14 protein-coding genes are annotated in these 15,545 nt (G+C 58.9%); 6 read left to right on the top strand and 8 right to left on the bottom strand.

Annotated elements, in window-relative coordinates; genetic code table 11:
* Positions 1 to 82: 82 nt before the first annotated feature.
* Positions 83 to 2,068 carry a M10 family metallopeptidase C-terminal domain-containing protein gene (locus tag CD58_RS11135; protein ID WP_025213078.1) on the bottom strand — a complete coding sequence of 662 codons (1,986 nt, stop codon included), beginning with the start codon at positions 2,066 to 2,068 and terminating at the stop codon, positions 83 to 85.
* 207 nt (positions 2,069 to 2,275) lie between these two features.
* On the opposite strand from CD58_RS11135, the gene CD58_RS11130 reads away from it, so the two are divergent.
* Positions 2,276 to 2,794, top strand: coding sequence for a hypothetical protein (locus CD58_RS11130; protein ID WP_025213077.1), 519 nt, complete (start codon positions 2,276 to 2,278; stop codon positions 2,792 to 2,794).
* A gap of 96 nt (positions 2,795 to 2,890) precedes the next feature.
* Here the strand turns inward: CD58_RS11130 and CD58_RS11125 are convergent, their stop codons facing one another.
* Positions 2,891 to 3,625, bottom strand: a complete 735-nt coding sequence (locus CD58_RS11125) for a substrate-binding periplasmic protein (RefSeq protein WP_025213076.1) — start codon at positions 3,623 to 3,625, stop codon at positions 2,891 to 2,893.
* 216 nt (positions 3,626 to 3,841) lie between these two features.
* On the opposite strand from CD58_RS11125, the gene CD58_RS31420 reads away from it, so the two are divergent.
* Positions 3,842 to 4,636 carry a DUF6630 family protein gene (locus tag CD58_RS31420; RefSeq protein WP_025213075.1) on the top strand — a complete coding sequence of 265 codons (795 nt, stop codon included), beginning with the start codon at positions 3,842 to 3,844 and terminating at the stop codon, positions 4,634 to 4,636.
* Between the two features lie 82 nt (positions 4,637 to 4,718).
* Here CD58_RS31420 and CD58_RS31120 read toward each other — a convergent pair whose 3' ends face one another.
* Positions 4,719 to 4,976, bottom strand: coding sequence for a hypothetical protein (locus CD58_RS31120; protein WP_158482154.1), 258 nt, complete (start codon positions 4,974 to 4,976; stop codon positions 4,719 to 4,721).
* 43 nt (positions 4,977 to 5,019) lie between these two features.
* Here CD58_RS31120 and CD58_RS11110 point away from each other — a divergent pair, with 43 nt between their 5' ends.
* Complete coding sequence (locus tag CD58_RS11110) at positions 5,020 to 5,667, top strand: VOC family protein (protein ID WP_025213073.1); 648 nt, start codon at positions 5,020 to 5,022, stop codon at positions 5,665 to 5,667.
* A gap of 46 nt (positions 5,668 to 5,713) precedes the next feature.
* Here the strand turns inward: CD58_RS11110 and CD58_RS11105 are convergent, their stop codons facing one another.
* Both CD58_RS11105 and CD58_RS11100 read right to left on the bottom strand, forming a co-directional pair.
* Positions 5,714 to 6,895 carry an MFS transporter gene (locus CD58_RS11105; protein ID WP_025213072.1) on the bottom strand — a complete coding sequence of 394 codons (1,182 nt, stop codon included), beginning with the start codon at positions 6,893 to 6,895 and terminating at the stop codon, positions 5,714 to 5,716.
* A 252-nt stretch (positions 6,896 to 7,147) separates the two neighbouring features.
* Complete coding sequence (locus CD58_RS11100) at positions 7,148 to 8,065, bottom strand: LysR family transcriptional regulator (protein WP_025213071.1); 918 nt, start codon at positions 8,063 to 8,065, stop codon at positions 7,148 to 7,150.
* Positions 8,066 to 8,441: 376 nt separating this feature from the next.
* On the opposite strand from CD58_RS11100, the gene CD58_RS11095 reads away from it, so the two are divergent.
* Together CD58_RS11095 and CD58_RS11090 are read left to right on the top strand one after the other, a co-directional pair.
* Positions 8,442 to 9,395, top strand: coding sequence for an alpha/beta fold hydrolase (locus CD58_RS11095; RefSeq protein WP_025213070.1), 954 nt, complete (start codon positions 8,442 to 8,444; stop codon positions 9,393 to 9,395).
* A gap of 155 nt (positions 9,396 to 9,550) precedes the next feature.
* On the top strand, positions 9,551 to 11,731 hold the full coding sequence (locus CD58_RS11090; protein ID WP_025213069.1) for a hybrid sensor histidine kinase/response regulator: 2,181 nt from the start codon (positions 9,551 to 9,553) through the stop codon (positions 11,729 to 11,731).
* Between the two features lie 15 nt (positions 11,732 to 11,746).
* Here CD58_RS11090 and CD58_RS11085 read toward each other — a convergent pair whose 3' ends face one another.
* The 3 genes from CD58_RS11085 to gabT all read right to left on the bottom strand — a co-directional run bounded on the left by CD58_RS11085 (position 11,747) and on the right by gabT (position 14,321).
* Positions 11,747 to 12,235 (bottom strand): Lrp/AsnC family transcriptional regulator, encoded by a 489-nt coding sequence (locus tag CD58_RS11085; RefSeq protein ID WP_003203167.1) that lies wholly within the window; start codon positions 12,233 to 12,235, stop codon positions 11,747 to 11,749.
* A 45-nt stretch (positions 12,236 to 12,280) separates the two neighbouring features.
* Entirely contained in the window at positions 12,281 to 12,937 is a 657-nt protein-coding gene (locus CD58_RS11080) for an HAD family hydrolase (protein ID WP_025213068.1), read from the bottom strand.
* 91 nt (positions 12,938 to 13,028) lie between these two features.
* Positions 13,029 to 14,321 (bottom strand): 4-aminobutyrate--2-oxoglutarate transaminase, encoded by a 1,293-nt coding sequence (gene gabT, locus CD58_RS11075; protein ID WP_025213067.1) that lies wholly within the window; start codon positions 14,319 to 14,321, stop codon positions 13,029 to 13,031.
* A gap of 285 nt (positions 14,322 to 14,606) precedes the next feature.
* On the opposite strand from gabT, the gene CD58_RS11070 reads away from it, so the two are divergent.
* Positions 14,607 to 15,533, top strand: coding sequence for a 2-hydroxyacid dehydrogenase (locus tag CD58_RS11070; protein WP_025213066.1), 927 nt, complete (start codon positions 14,607 to 14,609; stop codon positions 15,531 to 15,533).
* The last annotated feature ends 12 nt before the right edge of the window (positions 15,534 to 15,545 follow it).

Genomic DNA, 15,545 nt, shown 5'->3' with positions numbered 1-15,545 from the left:
CCTATATGGAGCTCTTCCTCACGCATAGGGCCTTGGACCGCTCGGGAAGCGGCCCAAGGCGAGGAATAACCAAGTTGGCGTTTTACACCCAGAAGTCAGCCACTCCGATCAATTGAAAGACTTCATCTCCCGAGGGCTCGGCAAAGATGATGTCCAAGTTACGGTAACCGGAGTGGTCCCCTACCAGGCTCAACTCGAATCGAGCCCCATCGGCGTCGGCTTCGTAGCTCTTCAAGTAAGTCAGGTTCTTGGATTCATTGAAAACCACGTCCAACGTGCCGTTGTAACCATTTCCCAGCCGGGTAAAGCCCAAGGCGGACAAATCGATCTTGTCTTCACCCACGGTATAGTCAATCAGGCGATCAGTGTGGTTGTCGGTGGCGGTACGGTAGCTGTCGCTTAGTACGTCGAAGCGGAACACATCGTTGTTACCGCCGCCCACTAATAGGTCCCGGCCCTCTGCGCCAACCAATACATCATTCCCTAGCGCGCCATAAAGGCGATCATCGCCCGCGAACCCTTCGATGAGTTCGCCTCGGGCGTTGCCTTGTAAACGATCGGCCCCTTCGGTGCCCGTCAACCTGGCTTGCTGAAACAGGATGTTGGTTTCATTCAGCGTTTGGCCCAAGTCACCGTCGAAAACCACTTCGAAGCGCTCCCCGTCCGCGTTGGCATCGAAATTTTTGAGGTAGGTCCGCGTTCCGCTTTCATTGACTCGTATCGCCAGCGTTCCGTCATGTCCATTGCCCAGCCCAAGGAAGCCCAGGGAGGAGAGATCGATCGTATCGATGCTGGGGTCGAAGTCGATGATTCGGTCGCTATGGGCCGCGGTTGCGGTTCGGTAGCTGTCTGTGACTGACTCGTAACGGAACGTATCGGCCCCGGCACCGCCCGTCAGCAGGTCGCGACCTTGCTGGCCATCGAGCAGATCGTTACCGGCCCCACCAACGATCGCATCGTCAAACGAGTCGGTACCCAGCAAGAAGTCATCATCGCGACCGCCGTCAAGATGGTAATAGCCGTCGTCGGGATTGCCAAAGCTGTGGTCCAGGCTACCGTCGGGATTCAGCTGAACCAGGGCGGCCAGATAGCCGTCCGCGCTCGTGCCTTGGCTTGCGCCGATCAATAGCTTGCCATCGGCCCGCACGATCATGTCCGCTACGGCGAAAGGCGCGTTCTCTGAGCCCCAACTGACCCGACCCTGATCACCGAAATCGGTGTCGAGCGAGCCGTCGGCGTTGAGTCGGATGACGGTCGCCACGCCGCCCGAGGCGCCCGCCAGCAGGATTTTGCCGTCATCCTGGATGACGAGGGCATTTGCGTGAACATCCAGGGCCAGGCTGCCCCCGTTGGCAAAGCTGCTATCCAGAGTACCGTCCTGGTTGAGACGAGTCAGGGTATCCTGCCCCGTGACCAATACCTTCCCGTCTCCCTGCAGCGAAACGTCGATCGTGCGGCTGGGTTGAATGCCGACGGACGCTGGCAGGTGCAGGATCCCAGCCTCTGCGAAAGACGAGACCAAGGTCCCCGTCGCGTCGAAGCGGGCAATATAGATCTCCCCAGAGGGATACCCAGCGCTCGCGAAAAAGCTGCCATCACGTTGTACAGAGAACGACGCTTGCTCTCCTAGAGAGTCATTCCAGTAAAACGGCACTGTCGCGGCGCCGCCGTTCCCGAAACTCGTATCGAGGCTGCCGTCAGCCAAGGTGCGACTCACGCCGGACACCCAGGCGTCGCCTACTTTCACGTAGCGCGTCACCAGGTAGCCCCCTCCCGGCTGCACTGCGGCATTACCGCCGTCCTCGATATCGAGCGTCACAGGTAGGAGGGATTTACCGTCTCCACTGAAGTTGCGGTCCAGACTACCGTCGGCATTGAACCGGACCAGACTGCCGGTGAAGCCTGAATCCTCTTCGCCTCCCAGTCCCAGGCGACTATAAGCGCCAAGCCAGATAGCACCGTCCGGATCGACCGTGATACCGCCGATTTTGTCCGAGCCCCATAAGGGCGTGGCGACCATGCCGGTGTTCCGCACAGCTGAAGCGGCGGGCGAAATACTCTGACTCATCTCCATGCCTCCGATCGCTACCTGTAAGCCAAAGACAATAGACACGGTTCAGTCTGGTTGCCACTTTACGAAACGAAGAAAGGTTCTTGGACGACCTTCCACAGGAGCTGCCTAAGTCTTCGCAAGATCCATTACCATAAGCCCCCTATCCAGCAATCTCAGGCCCTCGATATGTACTGAGGGGCTCGAAAGTATCAGGGAGCGATGATGTACGGAAATCACAAATTGACCTGGAGTGCTTTGCTGGCGGGAGCCGTAGCACTCAGCGGTTGCACTTCATTGCTTCAGGGCAAGCAATATGTTTTTCCCCGGCCGGATGAGCCCTCGGCTACGGTTCGCCTTAAATATGAACGCGGCACCAAGCTGGACGCCATGACCTTCAACGAAAAGGGCTGCTACGCGGGGTTCACGACACTGCCCTATGCCAATGGCTTTATCGAATCGCCAATGGCAGCGGGCAAAGAGCTGGTATTGACTTACTGGAACGACGTCGGAGGCAGACAGTGTCAGATACCTTTTTCTTTCACGCCGCAGGATGGCGCCACCTACACCTTGAAGACCGGTTTCTGGAGTCAGACCAAGACAGGCATCCTTCCCATCTTTACCAGCGACCAGTATTACTGCGGAATTGGTGTCGTTAAAAAAATCGGCGATCAGGAGAGCATCGAGCCCATTCAACAGCTGCGCATCAAGACGGGTTTTGCCTGCCTTAGGTTCGTCAAATAGAGCGGGGGCTGGCTGCTGGCCGAAAGCAGCCACTCCCCTACCCAGCTACAAGCCCTTGCCACCGTCTATCAACGCCTCTGGCTAACAACAGCGCTCTCACTCCTCATACCGCCGCTGAATCCGCTCCAACTCCCCCGACCGCCGCAACTGCTCCAAAGCCTTGGCCCACGCCGCGACCACTTCATCCTCAGAATCCAAACTAAAAGCGATATACAGCGACGAACGATAAAGCTCGATAGGAATTTTCCGCAAAGTGCCCGGGGCGATGTTCAATTGGCGACTGTAATAAGCCACCCCCGCATCGGTGTCGCCGACGATGATGCCGGTGCGCCCGGCCAGTAGCATGCGGTAGAGCAGCTTGCTCTCGGTGGCGCTTTTGTCCAGGTTGTTGAAACCCAGCGACAGCAGCATCGTTGGCACCAGGCCGGCATGTCGCGTGGTGACCTGCGGAGCGTGCAGCAGTTGCTCCAGGGAGTTCACCGGCGGCGCCTTGGCCAGTTGATAGGGGTGGATGGACTCTTCCACGATCGGTCCGACCCACTTGTACAACGGCTCGCGCTCCGCCGTGCGAAACAGCGAATACATGATGGTCTTGGGCCGGGTCTTCAGTACTTGGGTGGCGCGCATACTGGGCTGCAGCAGCACCTCGAACTTATCCCCGGTCAGCGCCATGATGGCCCGGACGATCTCCGTGGTCATGCCGGTAAGCTGATTGTTTTCCTGGTAGTTGTACGGTGCCCACTCCTCAGTAATGACCTGATACTCCTCGGCCCCGACCGCAGTGCCAAGCAATAGACAGAGCAGCGCTGCAGCCTGTGTCGAGTGCTTCACGTGTTCTCCCGGAGGACTGTTCGGTGTTTGTGCATGGAGGGCCTGATTCAAGAAGACAAGGTAAGCATAGACCCAAACACACGCCTGACAGTTGACGCAGTGCACATTTCTGCCCTTAGCAACCCCTCGACCTTGGTGTACGATCAGCGCGAACCGGACATCGACCAACGTACACGGCGCCTGCCTTTGCGCCCTCCTCCCAGCGGCCCAACCCACATGAATCCAATCGACCCCTTGTCGTTTCAACGTATCACCACCGCCCATGGCACGCTTGAGGGTGCGATCTATTTCGATGCCGAAGAAGACCTCACCCATGAGGTGTTTCCTGAGCGCATCGTTTTTCAAACCAACTATCTGGATTACCGCAGCTATGAGGTCGATCTCGCCGAGGGCGGGATTCGGGTGCGCAAGACGTGCCTGGATAACTACCAGCGCGGCCATAAGGCACAGGTGATCGATGATGAGATGGATGACGAGGATTGGGCCGAATTGGGCAGCCTATGGCAGCGCTTGAGCCGAGACCTGGACACCCAAGGGCCTCGGCCCGATGTAGGCGAGGCCTTGGCCGACCTGTTTTACAGCCTGTTCGACGAGGCCCACGCCCAAGCGCTCATTGAGAAAATGCCGGCCCCTACCGCGCAGTGGGATTGGGCATGGACGCAAGTCGCGTCCGCGCTCAACGAGACCCAGCAGTTGGCTGAGTTCGAATGGAAAGAGTGGTCATCCTGCGGGGTCAATGCGGTCAATACCCTGGCACCGCTGCGGCAGCTGGGCATTGAAATCCCTACGCCTGACGGTAAGACCCTCGAGGCCGTTAACCGCGCCAACGATTGGGAACGGGCGCTGCTGCAGTATTTCAACGCACAGCTGGAAGCCCATGATTTGAAGCTGCTCGCCATCGGCACGCATTTCGATGAATACCAGGCCTTTGCCTGCCTGCCCATGAATGGGTTGGGCCTGGTCAATGCCCTGGAGATCATGGGTACGCTGGGCATTGTCTATAAATACTAAGCGTCCTTATGCCGCAATGTTCAGGCGTGGCGGCTGGCTAAACCTTCTTTAAGTCTCGAACCGACGCTATGAAAACTTGTGATCAATGCGGCTCCCTCATCCTCGCAGACAACGCCGCTTGCCCGCGATGCGCCGAAGAAATGCGGCTCACGGTGGAGGCGCTCGCGCCGAGGACCGAGCCATCGAAGTGGCCGAAAATCCTGAAATGGCTGTTCATCGGCTTGACGGCCGCGGTGCTTGCAGCCGCAGCCGCAATCGCCTGGATCTTGCATTCGTTGGGGCCGATGCCGTCTTTCGGTTGATTGCCACAGATGCCTCCTAACCCACCTCTACCGTTCATACAGTGAACGTTGGGATATCTGCCCTGAGCAGGAGCCGAGCACATGAAAACCACGCTTGATCACCTCGTCGTCGTGACGCCGGACCTGGACTCCGGCTGCGCGTTCGTAACGCAGGCATTGGGCGTCGACCTTCAAGCGGGCGGCGCCCATTCGCGCATGGGCACCCACAACAGGCTGCTTCACCTTGGCCCCGGGCTCTACCTGGAAGTGATTGCCGTGGACCCGTCCGCTGCAAACCCAGGTCGGGCCCGCTGGTTCGGCCTGGATCAGTTGGGTCCTCATTCACCGCCCTGCCTGGCGACCTGGGTTGCCCGCACCGATGATATCCAGACAGCACGTGACGCTTGTCACGGCATTGTCGGGGACGTCGAACCCATGGCGAGAGGATCACTGAACTGGCAAATTACCGTACCGGCAGACGGCCGTCTTCCTTTGGCAGGTTCAGCCCCCACGCTCATCCAATGGGCCGATGGTCCTCATCCGGCGGACACACTCCAGGACAAAGGCTGTTCGTTGTTGGCGTTGGATGTCTTTCATACGGATCCGGAAAAAATCCAGGCGATTTTGACGGCCATGAACTTTTCCGGTCCGGTTCATCTTCATGCGCTTGAAGCGGATTCAGCGCCGTATTTGCTTGCGCATATTCAAACGCCAAATGGCCTGAAAACGTTGCCGCTTTCGAGAGGGTAAATGGCAATCAGGCGCCTGATCAGCGCCTGGCACGCAGGATGACAGGTCAATGGGCCAATGCAGGGGCCGAAGAGGCCTGACCTTTTCCATAGAGGCTCAATTTCGCAACGATGCTCAGAAGCGCCAGCGCGGCAAAAATGATGCTGCTCCATACCAGATTGTGGGTGCCCAGACTTGCGATGACCCAGCCGGCCAACGACGCGCCTAGCGTGATGCCCAAGTTCGAGAATGAAATGTAGAGGCTATTGGCGAATTCGGGTGCTTCACTGGCGTCGCGCATTAACCAACTCTGACTGATGACCAAGCCTGCGGAGTGCAGCAACCCCCACAACAGAGTCAGCAGCACCATGGCCGAGAATGATCCACCGAGGCAATAAACCAGTACATAGATACCGATGTAGAGCAGCGGATAGATAAGCGTGGTCCGTATTGCGTTTTTTTGCAGCCAGGCGCTGAACAAAAAGTTTCCAAAAAAACCGAAAACACCAAACGCCATCAACATTGCACTCACCCACGTCCCGTTCATGTGGGTGACACCTTCCAAATACTCAGCAATAAAGCTATAGCCAGAGAACATCGTGGCAAATACAAACACGACTGTCGAAAGGCTGAGCCAAACGGGCCCTTGCTTCAATATTTTGAGCTGACTTTTGAACGACATTTTTTTCTGAATGGGTATCGACGGCATGAGCAGCAGGATCCCGACGAACGCCAAGCCACTGGTGACAGCACCAAATAAAAACGCAGCGGCGAGTGACACGTGATCCGCCATGAAAGCGCTTAACGGAACACCCAGCACCAGCCCGACCGCGACGCCAGCGAAAACCTTTGCAGTCGCTCCCGCGCTTTTTTCAGCAGATACGGAGTTGACCGCGACCACGAGCGCCACCGCGAAAAACACCGCATGGACCAAAGCGGGCACCACGCGGAATATCAGCATGGTCGAATAACTGTCCGTGTAGGCATTAAACAGATTGGACACAACGAATATCAGCATGATGCTCAACAGCACCCGTTTTTTATTCCACCCTGACATGAGCAAGGTCACGAACGGGCCGGTCACCGCCACCACCACGGCGTACAAACTCACCAGCAAGCCAACCTCCGTCGGACTCACCTGAAGTTGCCGCGCTAATTGAGGCAGCAAACCGATAATTGCCAACTCGGTGGTAATGACTGCAAATACCGCCAGGGCAAGCGTTAACAGTAAAAGCGTTTCTTTTTTCATCTTGATTAGTCTCTAAAATACCTTTTCAAGGCATGCAGAATTACGGTGCGCCTGGCTCTGAATTGAGCGACTGGCACACGTTTTATTCCTGCAGTGAATTAATCCGCCAACATTGGATAGCCCAGGGGCGTGGGCACAGTCTATCCAATCCCCACTGTTGGATTAACCAGCCGAAATTCCAATCACTTCATCGTTGGAGGCTAAAATCATTTAACCTGAAGCAGGCTCCCTCGGACTTCACCGCCCCCCGGGCTAACGAGGTAAAAACAGGCCTGGATTTGATTCGGTCATCGTCACCAATGCATCGATGATGACTCGCACCTTGCGTTGGATATACAAAGTCCGCGGCCAGATGACGTTAATCGGCATTCGAGCGCCGGCATATTGGTCCAGCACCGTCACCAACTCTCCACTGCGCAGCTGTTCATGGACTAACCACGTAGGGACCTGACACAGCCCACAGCCGTCCAGCACAGCCCGTAACAACAGATCGCCGTCGCCCAGTTCGTGCCTGACGCGGATCTCCTGATCCTCAAGACCCTTTTCCCCTTTCAACAACCAGGTGGCTCGCGCTCCCTTTCGCCACCCGACAATGCAATCGTGCTCCAGAAGGTCGGTTTTCTCGTTGATCGGCGGCCGACCGCTCAGGTACTCAGGGGATGCACAAATCACCAGCTGCTGCTCGCCCAGTCTTCGTGCGATCAGTTCAGGGTCATCTTTCAGGTCACCGATCCTCACGACCAGATCGATGCCTTCGGCGACCATATCGACGGTGCGCTCCGCGAAGGTAATGGACAGATCCAACTGTGCGTATTGACGCGAAAGTTCGATCAGCATCGGTGCGATATGCCGGCGGCCAAAGGCAGCCGGAAGATCAATGCGCAGCCTCCCCCGCGGCTCGACCAGCCCCGTGGTGAGAAATCCCTCGGTGTCCTGGAGTGCTTCCATGACCCGCAGGCAGGTAGCGAAATAGGCATCGCCTTCGTTGGTCAGGCTCAATTTTCGGGTTGTGCGGTGCAAGAGTTTCACGCCCAGGCGCTTCTCCAGGCGTGACACGCTTTTCCCAATAGCCGAACTCGTGACGCCCAACTGCAGGGCGGCGGCGGTGAAACTCTCCAGCTGTACAGCCAGGATAAATTCCGGGATGCCATCAAGGTGCAGCGGCTCCATGGTCGACTCCCTATATTCAATCCGTTCGATTATAACTTTGCAGCCGCAAACGCACCGCGTCCGAAGACGTAATCCAAGGCGTCGCTGAGAGCATTGGCCGGCGCGCTCTGTCGAAGGATTGCGTCAGCCTGTTTGGGGCTGCTGCGCAGCCCAGCGGGAGCAAGCTCCCTCGCCACGGGATTGTTGTTTGACGTGACAGATCGGGGAGACACTTACCTCGCTTGGGTTGCAGCGAAGCGAAACGCAGGTATCTGTTTTCCCTATAGTTGCTATCGACACCACCGCCGTTCTCGTCCCCTGCCTCTCTCTCTAATCTGCCCACCAACGCGATCGATGACGGTCGCAGCAGACTACACCCCTTATGGAGAGAGAAACGATGAACCCATTCAATCGCACCCTGGCCGTCGCTACGCTGGCCCTCGCCACCCTCAACGCCGAGGCCGCGTCACCTGCCCAGGCCGGTACGAGCGTGTCCGCGGTCGGCAGCGTTGTCCAGTCCGCCAGCTATGTCACCACCAAGGACGGCGTCCAGCTCTACTACAAGGACTGGGGTCCAAGGAATGGCCAGGTGGTGACCTTCAGCCACGGTTGGCCGCTGGACTCTGACAGCTGGGAAGCGCAGATGATGTTCCTCGCTTCGAAGGGTTATCGCGTGGTCGCCCATGATCGTCGCGGCCACGGTCGCTCCAGTCAGCCTTGGGAAGGCAACGACATGGATCACTACGCCGACGACCTGGCGGCGGTCATCGAAGCGCTGGACCTCAAGGATGTCACCCTGGTGGGTTTCTCGACGGGGGGCGGTGAAGTGGCGCGCTACATCGGCCGTCACGGCACCGCGCGGGTGAAGAAGGCCGTGCTGGTCTCGTCCGTGCCACCGCTGATGCTCAAGACCGACACCAACCCCGGTGGCCTGCCGATGGAGGTGTTCGATGGCTTGCGCAAGGCGTCCCTGGAGAATCGCTCGCAGCTTTACCTGGACATCGCCTCGGGCCCGTTCTATGGCTACAACCGCAAGGGGGCCAAGCCCTCCCAAGGCCTGATCCAGTCTTTCTGGGCGCAAGGCATGCAGGGTGGCAGCAAGAACACCTATGACTCGATCGCGGCATTCTCGGCCACTGACTTCCGTGGCGACCTGAAGAAGTTCGACGTGCCGACGCTGGTCATCCACGGCGACGACGATCAGATTGTGCCCATCGACGCAGCGGGCCGGGCCTCGGCGGCGCTGATCAAGGGTGCCCGCCTCATCATCTACGCCGGTGCACCGCACGGCTTGACTGAGACCCACAAGGACCGTCTTAACCAGGATCTGTTGAAGTTCCTCCAGGAATAAACCCAGCGCATCCAAAAAGCCCTTCTCCGGAAGGGCTTTTTGCGTTGCCGCTTGTCACGTCCAACGGCTTCCTGGCAGTAACGGTCATCGATTGGTGTGAACCTCGCCGCCCCTCTGGCCTCGGATATTTAGGGACGTTTCAAGGGGTGACCCACATGGCAATCGAAGACACGTTACTGCGCCAACGCAAGGTGCTTGCCGAGTTCGGTGAGCTGGCCCTGGTTTCCGATGACTTGGAGCAGATCCTGGATGAGGCCTGTCGCCTGGTGGGCGCCGCGCTCGAAACTCATCTGGCGAAGTTCATGTTGCTGGAAGACGACGGTCTTACCTTCATCGTGCGAAACGGCGTGGGCTGGACGCCGGACGTTGTCGGCAAAGTCCGTGTGCAAGCCCTGGAGGGCACCCCGGAAAGGTATTCGCTCAGTACCAGCCGCCCGGTCATCTCAACCGACCGCGCCACAGAAACCCGGTTTCGCTACCATGATTTTCAAATACGCAACGGGGTCCAGGCATTCGTTAACGTATTGGTCTACGGAGCGACCGAGGCACGCCCATTCGGGATTTTCGAAGTCGACAGTCGCAGCCCTCGGCAATTTAGCGAGAGCGATATCGATTTTCTGCGCGGCTACGGCAACCTGCTCGGTGCCGCATTAAGGCGGGTCAATGCCTTGCAGGCCATGCGCCTGTCTGAGGAACGACTGCGCGAAAGCGAACGACATTACCGCATCGCCGCCGAGCTCAATCCGCTCTGGCCCTGGACGGCCGACAGCCAGGGCGCCGTGACGACTCTGGATCAACGCTGGTATGAATACACCGGACGGACCTCCACACAGACACTCGGCCGCCAGTGGCTGAACGCGGCGCACCCCGATGACCGGATGTCATTTGCCCGATTATGGAAGCGCTCACTGACGACCCTGCAACCTTTCGACACCCAGATCCGCTTGCGAAAACACACCGGTGAATACCGTTGGTTCAGAATCCGGGCGCTTTGTAGCCGGGACTCTGCCGGGCAATGCGAACAGTGGTATGGCACCGTTGAGGACATCAACGAACGGGTGCAGTTGGAAGCCGCACTGAGGGATTGGAACGATCTGCTGGAAGAGCGTATTGCCAAGCGCACCGAGCAACTTGAGCGTGAACAACATGAGCGCGCCCTGGCCGAGTCCAAATTGCGGCAAAGTCAAAAAATGGAAGCGGTCGGCCAACTGACTGGTGGTATCGCCCATGACTTCAACAATCTCCTGGCGGGCATCACTGGCAGCCTGGAGCTGATGCAACGGCACATCGACAGTCACCGTTATGAGGGACTGTCGCGCTACAACTCCGTAGCCCTGACCTCGGCGACCCGTGCCGCCGCCTTGACCCAGCGCCTGCTGGCGTTCTCAAGGCAACAATCACTCCAGCCTGAAGTGTTCGAACCACGGACGGTGGTGGCGAGTCTTGAGGAAATGATCCGGCGCTCCGTAGGCCCCAGTATCCATGTCGAGTGCTCCTTCAGCGGTAACGACCCGATCCGATGCGATCCGAACGGCCTGGAAAACGCGCTCCTGAACCTGGCGATCAACGCCCGGGACGCCATGCCCGGCGGCGGAACCCTGAAGCTGCAAGTACGAAGCTGCGAGATCAATGAACGTTCTTCCAGCGAAAAGACCCTGCCAGCGGGTCCATACGTAGACATATCGGTCATGGACTCAGGCACGGGGATCAGCGCCGACATCCTGTCCCGGGTGTTTGATCCGTTCTTCACTACCAAGCGCATCGGCGAAGGATCCGGCTTGGGCCTGTCGATGATCTACGGGTTTGTCCAACAGTCCGGCGGGCAAGTAAAGATTCAAAGCAGTGTCGGCGTGGGCACGACGGTGACGATGTATTTTCCGGTGGTCAACCAGCCGCCTGCCGGCATTAAACACACCCAATCGGAAGAGACGACGTCACTGCAAGCAGGCAGCAACGAAACCATCCTGCTGGTCGACGACGAGGCCGCCATTCGCCAAATGGCTTCGGAGTTCCTGAGCGACACCGGTTACCGGGTCGTCGAGGCGCTGGACAGCGTGTCGGCCTTGAAGCACGCGGATAAGCTGGGGTCTATCGATTTGCTGCTGACGGACATCGGCCTGCCCGGAACCATGAACGGCATTAGCCTGGCAGAGGAAATGAAGGCCCGGTATCCGCAGCTCAAAGTGTTGTTCATCACCGGTTTTGCCGAAGGCGAAAGCCTGGTTCGCGTCGACGCAACCACCCGGATCCTGACCAAGCCGTTCAGTTTGAACGACCTCGGTCAGCGGGTGGGTTCGCTGCTTCATGCAGGTGATGACGGTGCGAGCCTCGCGTAATCGCGCGCTCCTCGATCAATGCCGCAAGAGCTTACGCAACGGGATTTCGTCCTTGCGCACCGGGGATTTGATGACGATGTAGCTGAAGTACTTGGAAATACCGATGTTCTTGTCCAGCAGGCTTTCCATGACGTCCTGGTAATCCTGGATGCTGCGGGTCATGAAGCGCACCAGGTAATCGTAGCCGCCACTGATCAGGTGACACTCGAGCACTTCATCCACCAGGCGGATGTTGGATTCGAACTTGGCGAAGTCCTCGCGCTTGTGGTCGCTCAAGGTGACCTCGGTGAAAACCGTCACCGAATCGGTAATCTTGGCCAGGTTCAGATGGGCCTTGTAGCTGGAGATATACCCCAACGACTCCAGCCGTTTGACCCGTTGCAAGCATGGACTGGCGGACAGGCCCACGGCATCGGCCAGGCTGACGTTGGTCATGCGGCCGTCTTTTTGAAGCTCTACCAAAATGCTGATGTCGATCCGGTCCAGTTTCGCTAAACCTTCCATCGCATACCTCTTGCCTGCCGTTCGTAAGACAATCTTCTAACAAAATCAGCGTCGTAAAGACAGCTGATGCTGAGCCACCAGGTCCGCCATGCTGTTGATGCAGTAATCCGCCGCGCAGGGCGTGGAGGGGTTTTCGCTGCTGCGACAGATCAGGCAAACGGCCCCGACCTTGCGCGGACGGGCACCAGGGCGGGTTATCTGTAGGATAGCTTCTGCATCCAGGCCATTGGCCTCCAACCAAGCGTGATCCTGCAGCGGATCAATGGCCAGGGAAATAAAATCCTCAGGCTCGATGCCCAGGCGCTCGCACAGGGCCCCCCGGTCCTCGGCATCCCGATCCCCCAGCACCAGCAGGCGATAGAACTTGCGCAGGTAGAGCATCGCCCCCGGCGCATCCTCGAACAGCGTCCAACTGGCGGCCGAGCGGGCGAAACTCATGCCCTCCTCCCAACTGATCTTGAGCTTCCAGCGTTCGGCCAGTTGCCGGTGGGCGAAACACAGCAAGCCGCTGAAACCCAGCTCGCCGAAGCGTGGATACAGGGCTTGCAGCACCTCGTCGAATTCGGCCAGCACTTGTGCCTTGTCCTGCGGCTCGCCGAGGTTCTCCAGCAGCGGCTGCAAAGCCGTCCAAACGCCGGAATCGCGATCCACCAGGACCTCATCGCAGTCGATCAACAATGCTCGATATTCAGTCAGCCTCATCTGTAAAGCCTCCGATGATGTCCCATCGCTCCACGCTCCATTGAGTTACACGGGAAGCTTGCCGTGGCAAACGCCCCGCACGCGAGGTATTTCAGCCCATGACCCGTGCCAGCGCAGCGTCGAGAATCTGCAACGCTTCGTCAATCTGCGCTTCGGTCGTGACCAGCGGCGCCAGGAAGCGCAACACGTTGCGGTAGACCCCGCACTTGATCACCAGCAACCCGCCCGCCCGGGCCTCATCGATCAGGCGTTGGTTCAGGTCGGCATCCGGTGTGCGGGCGTCGTCTTGCTTGATCAGCTCAATCGCCAGCATGAAACCGCTACCACGCACGTCGCCAATCTGCGGGTAGCGAGCCTGCAGGCGCAACAGCCCCTGACGCAGACGCTCACCCAGGGCATCACCACGAGCCAGCAATTGCTCTTGCTCGTAGGCCTCGATTACCGCGAGTGCCGCCGCGCAGGACAACGCATTGCCGCCGTAGGTGCCGCCCAGGCCACCCGGCAACGGTGCGTCCATGATCTCGGCCTTGCCGACCACGCCGGACAGCGGCAAGCCGCCGGCGAGGCTTTTGGCGACGGTGACCAGGTCCGGTTGAATGCCGGAATGCTGGAAGCCGAACCATTTGCCGGTGCGCCCGAAACCGGTCTGGATTTCGTCGAGAATCAGCACAATGCCGTGTTTTTTGGTCAGGGTACGCAGTGCCTGAAGAAACTCGGCGGGTGCCGTAAGGAAACCACCATCGCCCTGCACCGGTTCGATGATGATCGCCGCGACCCGCTCAGGTGCTACTTGGGTAGCCAACAATTCGTCCAGCGCCTGGAGTGCCATCGCGCTGGTGACGCCGCGATATTCATTCGGATACGGCGTGTGGAAAACCTCTGGGGCGAACGGCCCGAAATTCTGTTTATACGGCTGGCTCATCCCCGTCAGCGTGGTGCCAAGCAAGGTGCGGCCATGGAACCCACCGCGAAAGGCGATCACCGCCGAGCGGTTGGTGTGGGCACGGGCGATCTTCACGGCGTTTTCCACCGCTTCCGCGCCGGAGGTGAAGAACGCGGCTTTGTAGTTTTCCTGGCCGCCAATCATTTCGCAGAGCCGCTGGGCCAAGTCCAGATAAGGTTTATAGGCCACGACCTGGAAGCAGGCATGGGACACCTTTTGCAATTGAGCCTGCACCGCCGCAACGACTTTGGGGTGGTTATGGCCGATGTTCAGCACACCGATGCCGCCGACGAAGTCCAGGTAACGCTTGCCGTCCACGTCCCACAATTCCGAGCCCTGGGCCCGATCGATCACCAGCGGGTGTGCGGTGACCAGACCACGGGGCACAAATTGATCACGCTGACGGAGCAGACTTGGGGTTTCTTCGACTTTACTGTTCATGGCAATTCCCATCGTGAGCCTCGCAGCCAGGAAGCGGCTGCGGTGTGTTCACAGATTAAGGGTTCGACGCGATTGTCTAAGCCGAACTTGGCCGCTGAGAAATCCGGATCGACTGTTTACACCCCGGCAAACAGCAGAATCCTCCAGAGGCACCGCGCCCCATGGAATCTGCCGGGAGGAGCGCCTAACAACGCAGCGGGATGCTTCTACGCGGCCCCTTTCAACAGATCCTGCTCTGCCATTGAGGCATGCTAGAACTCTTTAACCTCAGGCGAGAAGTGATCCATGGCCCTGCTTTATAAAGCTGACCCGGTACGCGGCGAACACTGGCGGCGGCTGTTCGCCGAACACGCACCGGATATCCAATGGCGTGCCTGGCCGGACATCGGCGACCCGCGGGATATCCAGTACCTCGCGGCCTGGCAGGCACCGGACGACATCGAGACCGTGTTACCCAACCTGGAAGTCCTGTTCGCGTTGTCTGCCGGGGTCGACCAGCTCGACCTCGGCCGCTTGCCGCCGACGCTGCCGGTGGTGCGCTTGCTCGATCCGGGGATCACCCAGGGCATGTGCGAGTACGCCAGTTTCGCCGTACTCAGCCTGCATCGGGACATGGTGCGCTATCGCCAGCAACAGGCCGAACGCTGCTGGCAGACGCACCGGCTGGTGCCCGCGCAGCAGCGCCGGGTGGGCGTCATGGGCCTGGGTTTGCAGGCGCGGCAGATACTCGCCACCTTGCAGACATTCGGCTTTGCCTTGTCGGGGTGGGCCCGCAGCGAGCATCGCATTGAAGGCGTGGACTGTTTCGCCGGCGCCGAGCAACTGCCGGCCTTCCTCGGCCAGTGCGACATTGTCGTGTGCGTGCTGCCGCTGACCGAGCAGACCCAAGGAATTCTCAACCGTCAGTTGTTCCAGCTCATGCCCAAGGGCGCCGCCCTGGTCAACATGGGCCGGGGTGCGCATCTGGTCGAGGCGGATCTACTGGAAGCGCTTGCCGATGGGCAACTCAGCGCGGCAGTGCTCGATGTCCTGGAACAGGAACCGGCGGCGCCGGACCATCCTTTCTGGAGCCACCCGCAGATACTGCTGACGCCGCACATCGCGGCAATGACCCAACCTGAAAGCGCATTTGCCGTGCTGCTGGAGAATATCCGTCGGCACCAACGGGGTGAATCGATGCTGGGCCTGGTTGACCGTGAGCGCAATTACTGATCGCCCCATGTG

This window comes from Pseudomonas brassicacearum (genome assembly GCF_000585995.1).
In the GTDB taxonomy this organism is placed as follows: domain Bacteria; phylum Pseudomonadota; class Gammaproteobacteria; order Pseudomonadales; family Pseudomonadaceae; genus Aquipseudomonas; species Aquipseudomonas brassicacearum_A.
The sequence above is the reverse complement of the archived record's forward strand: the minus strand, read 5'-3'. Positions and strand labels throughout refer to the sequence as shown.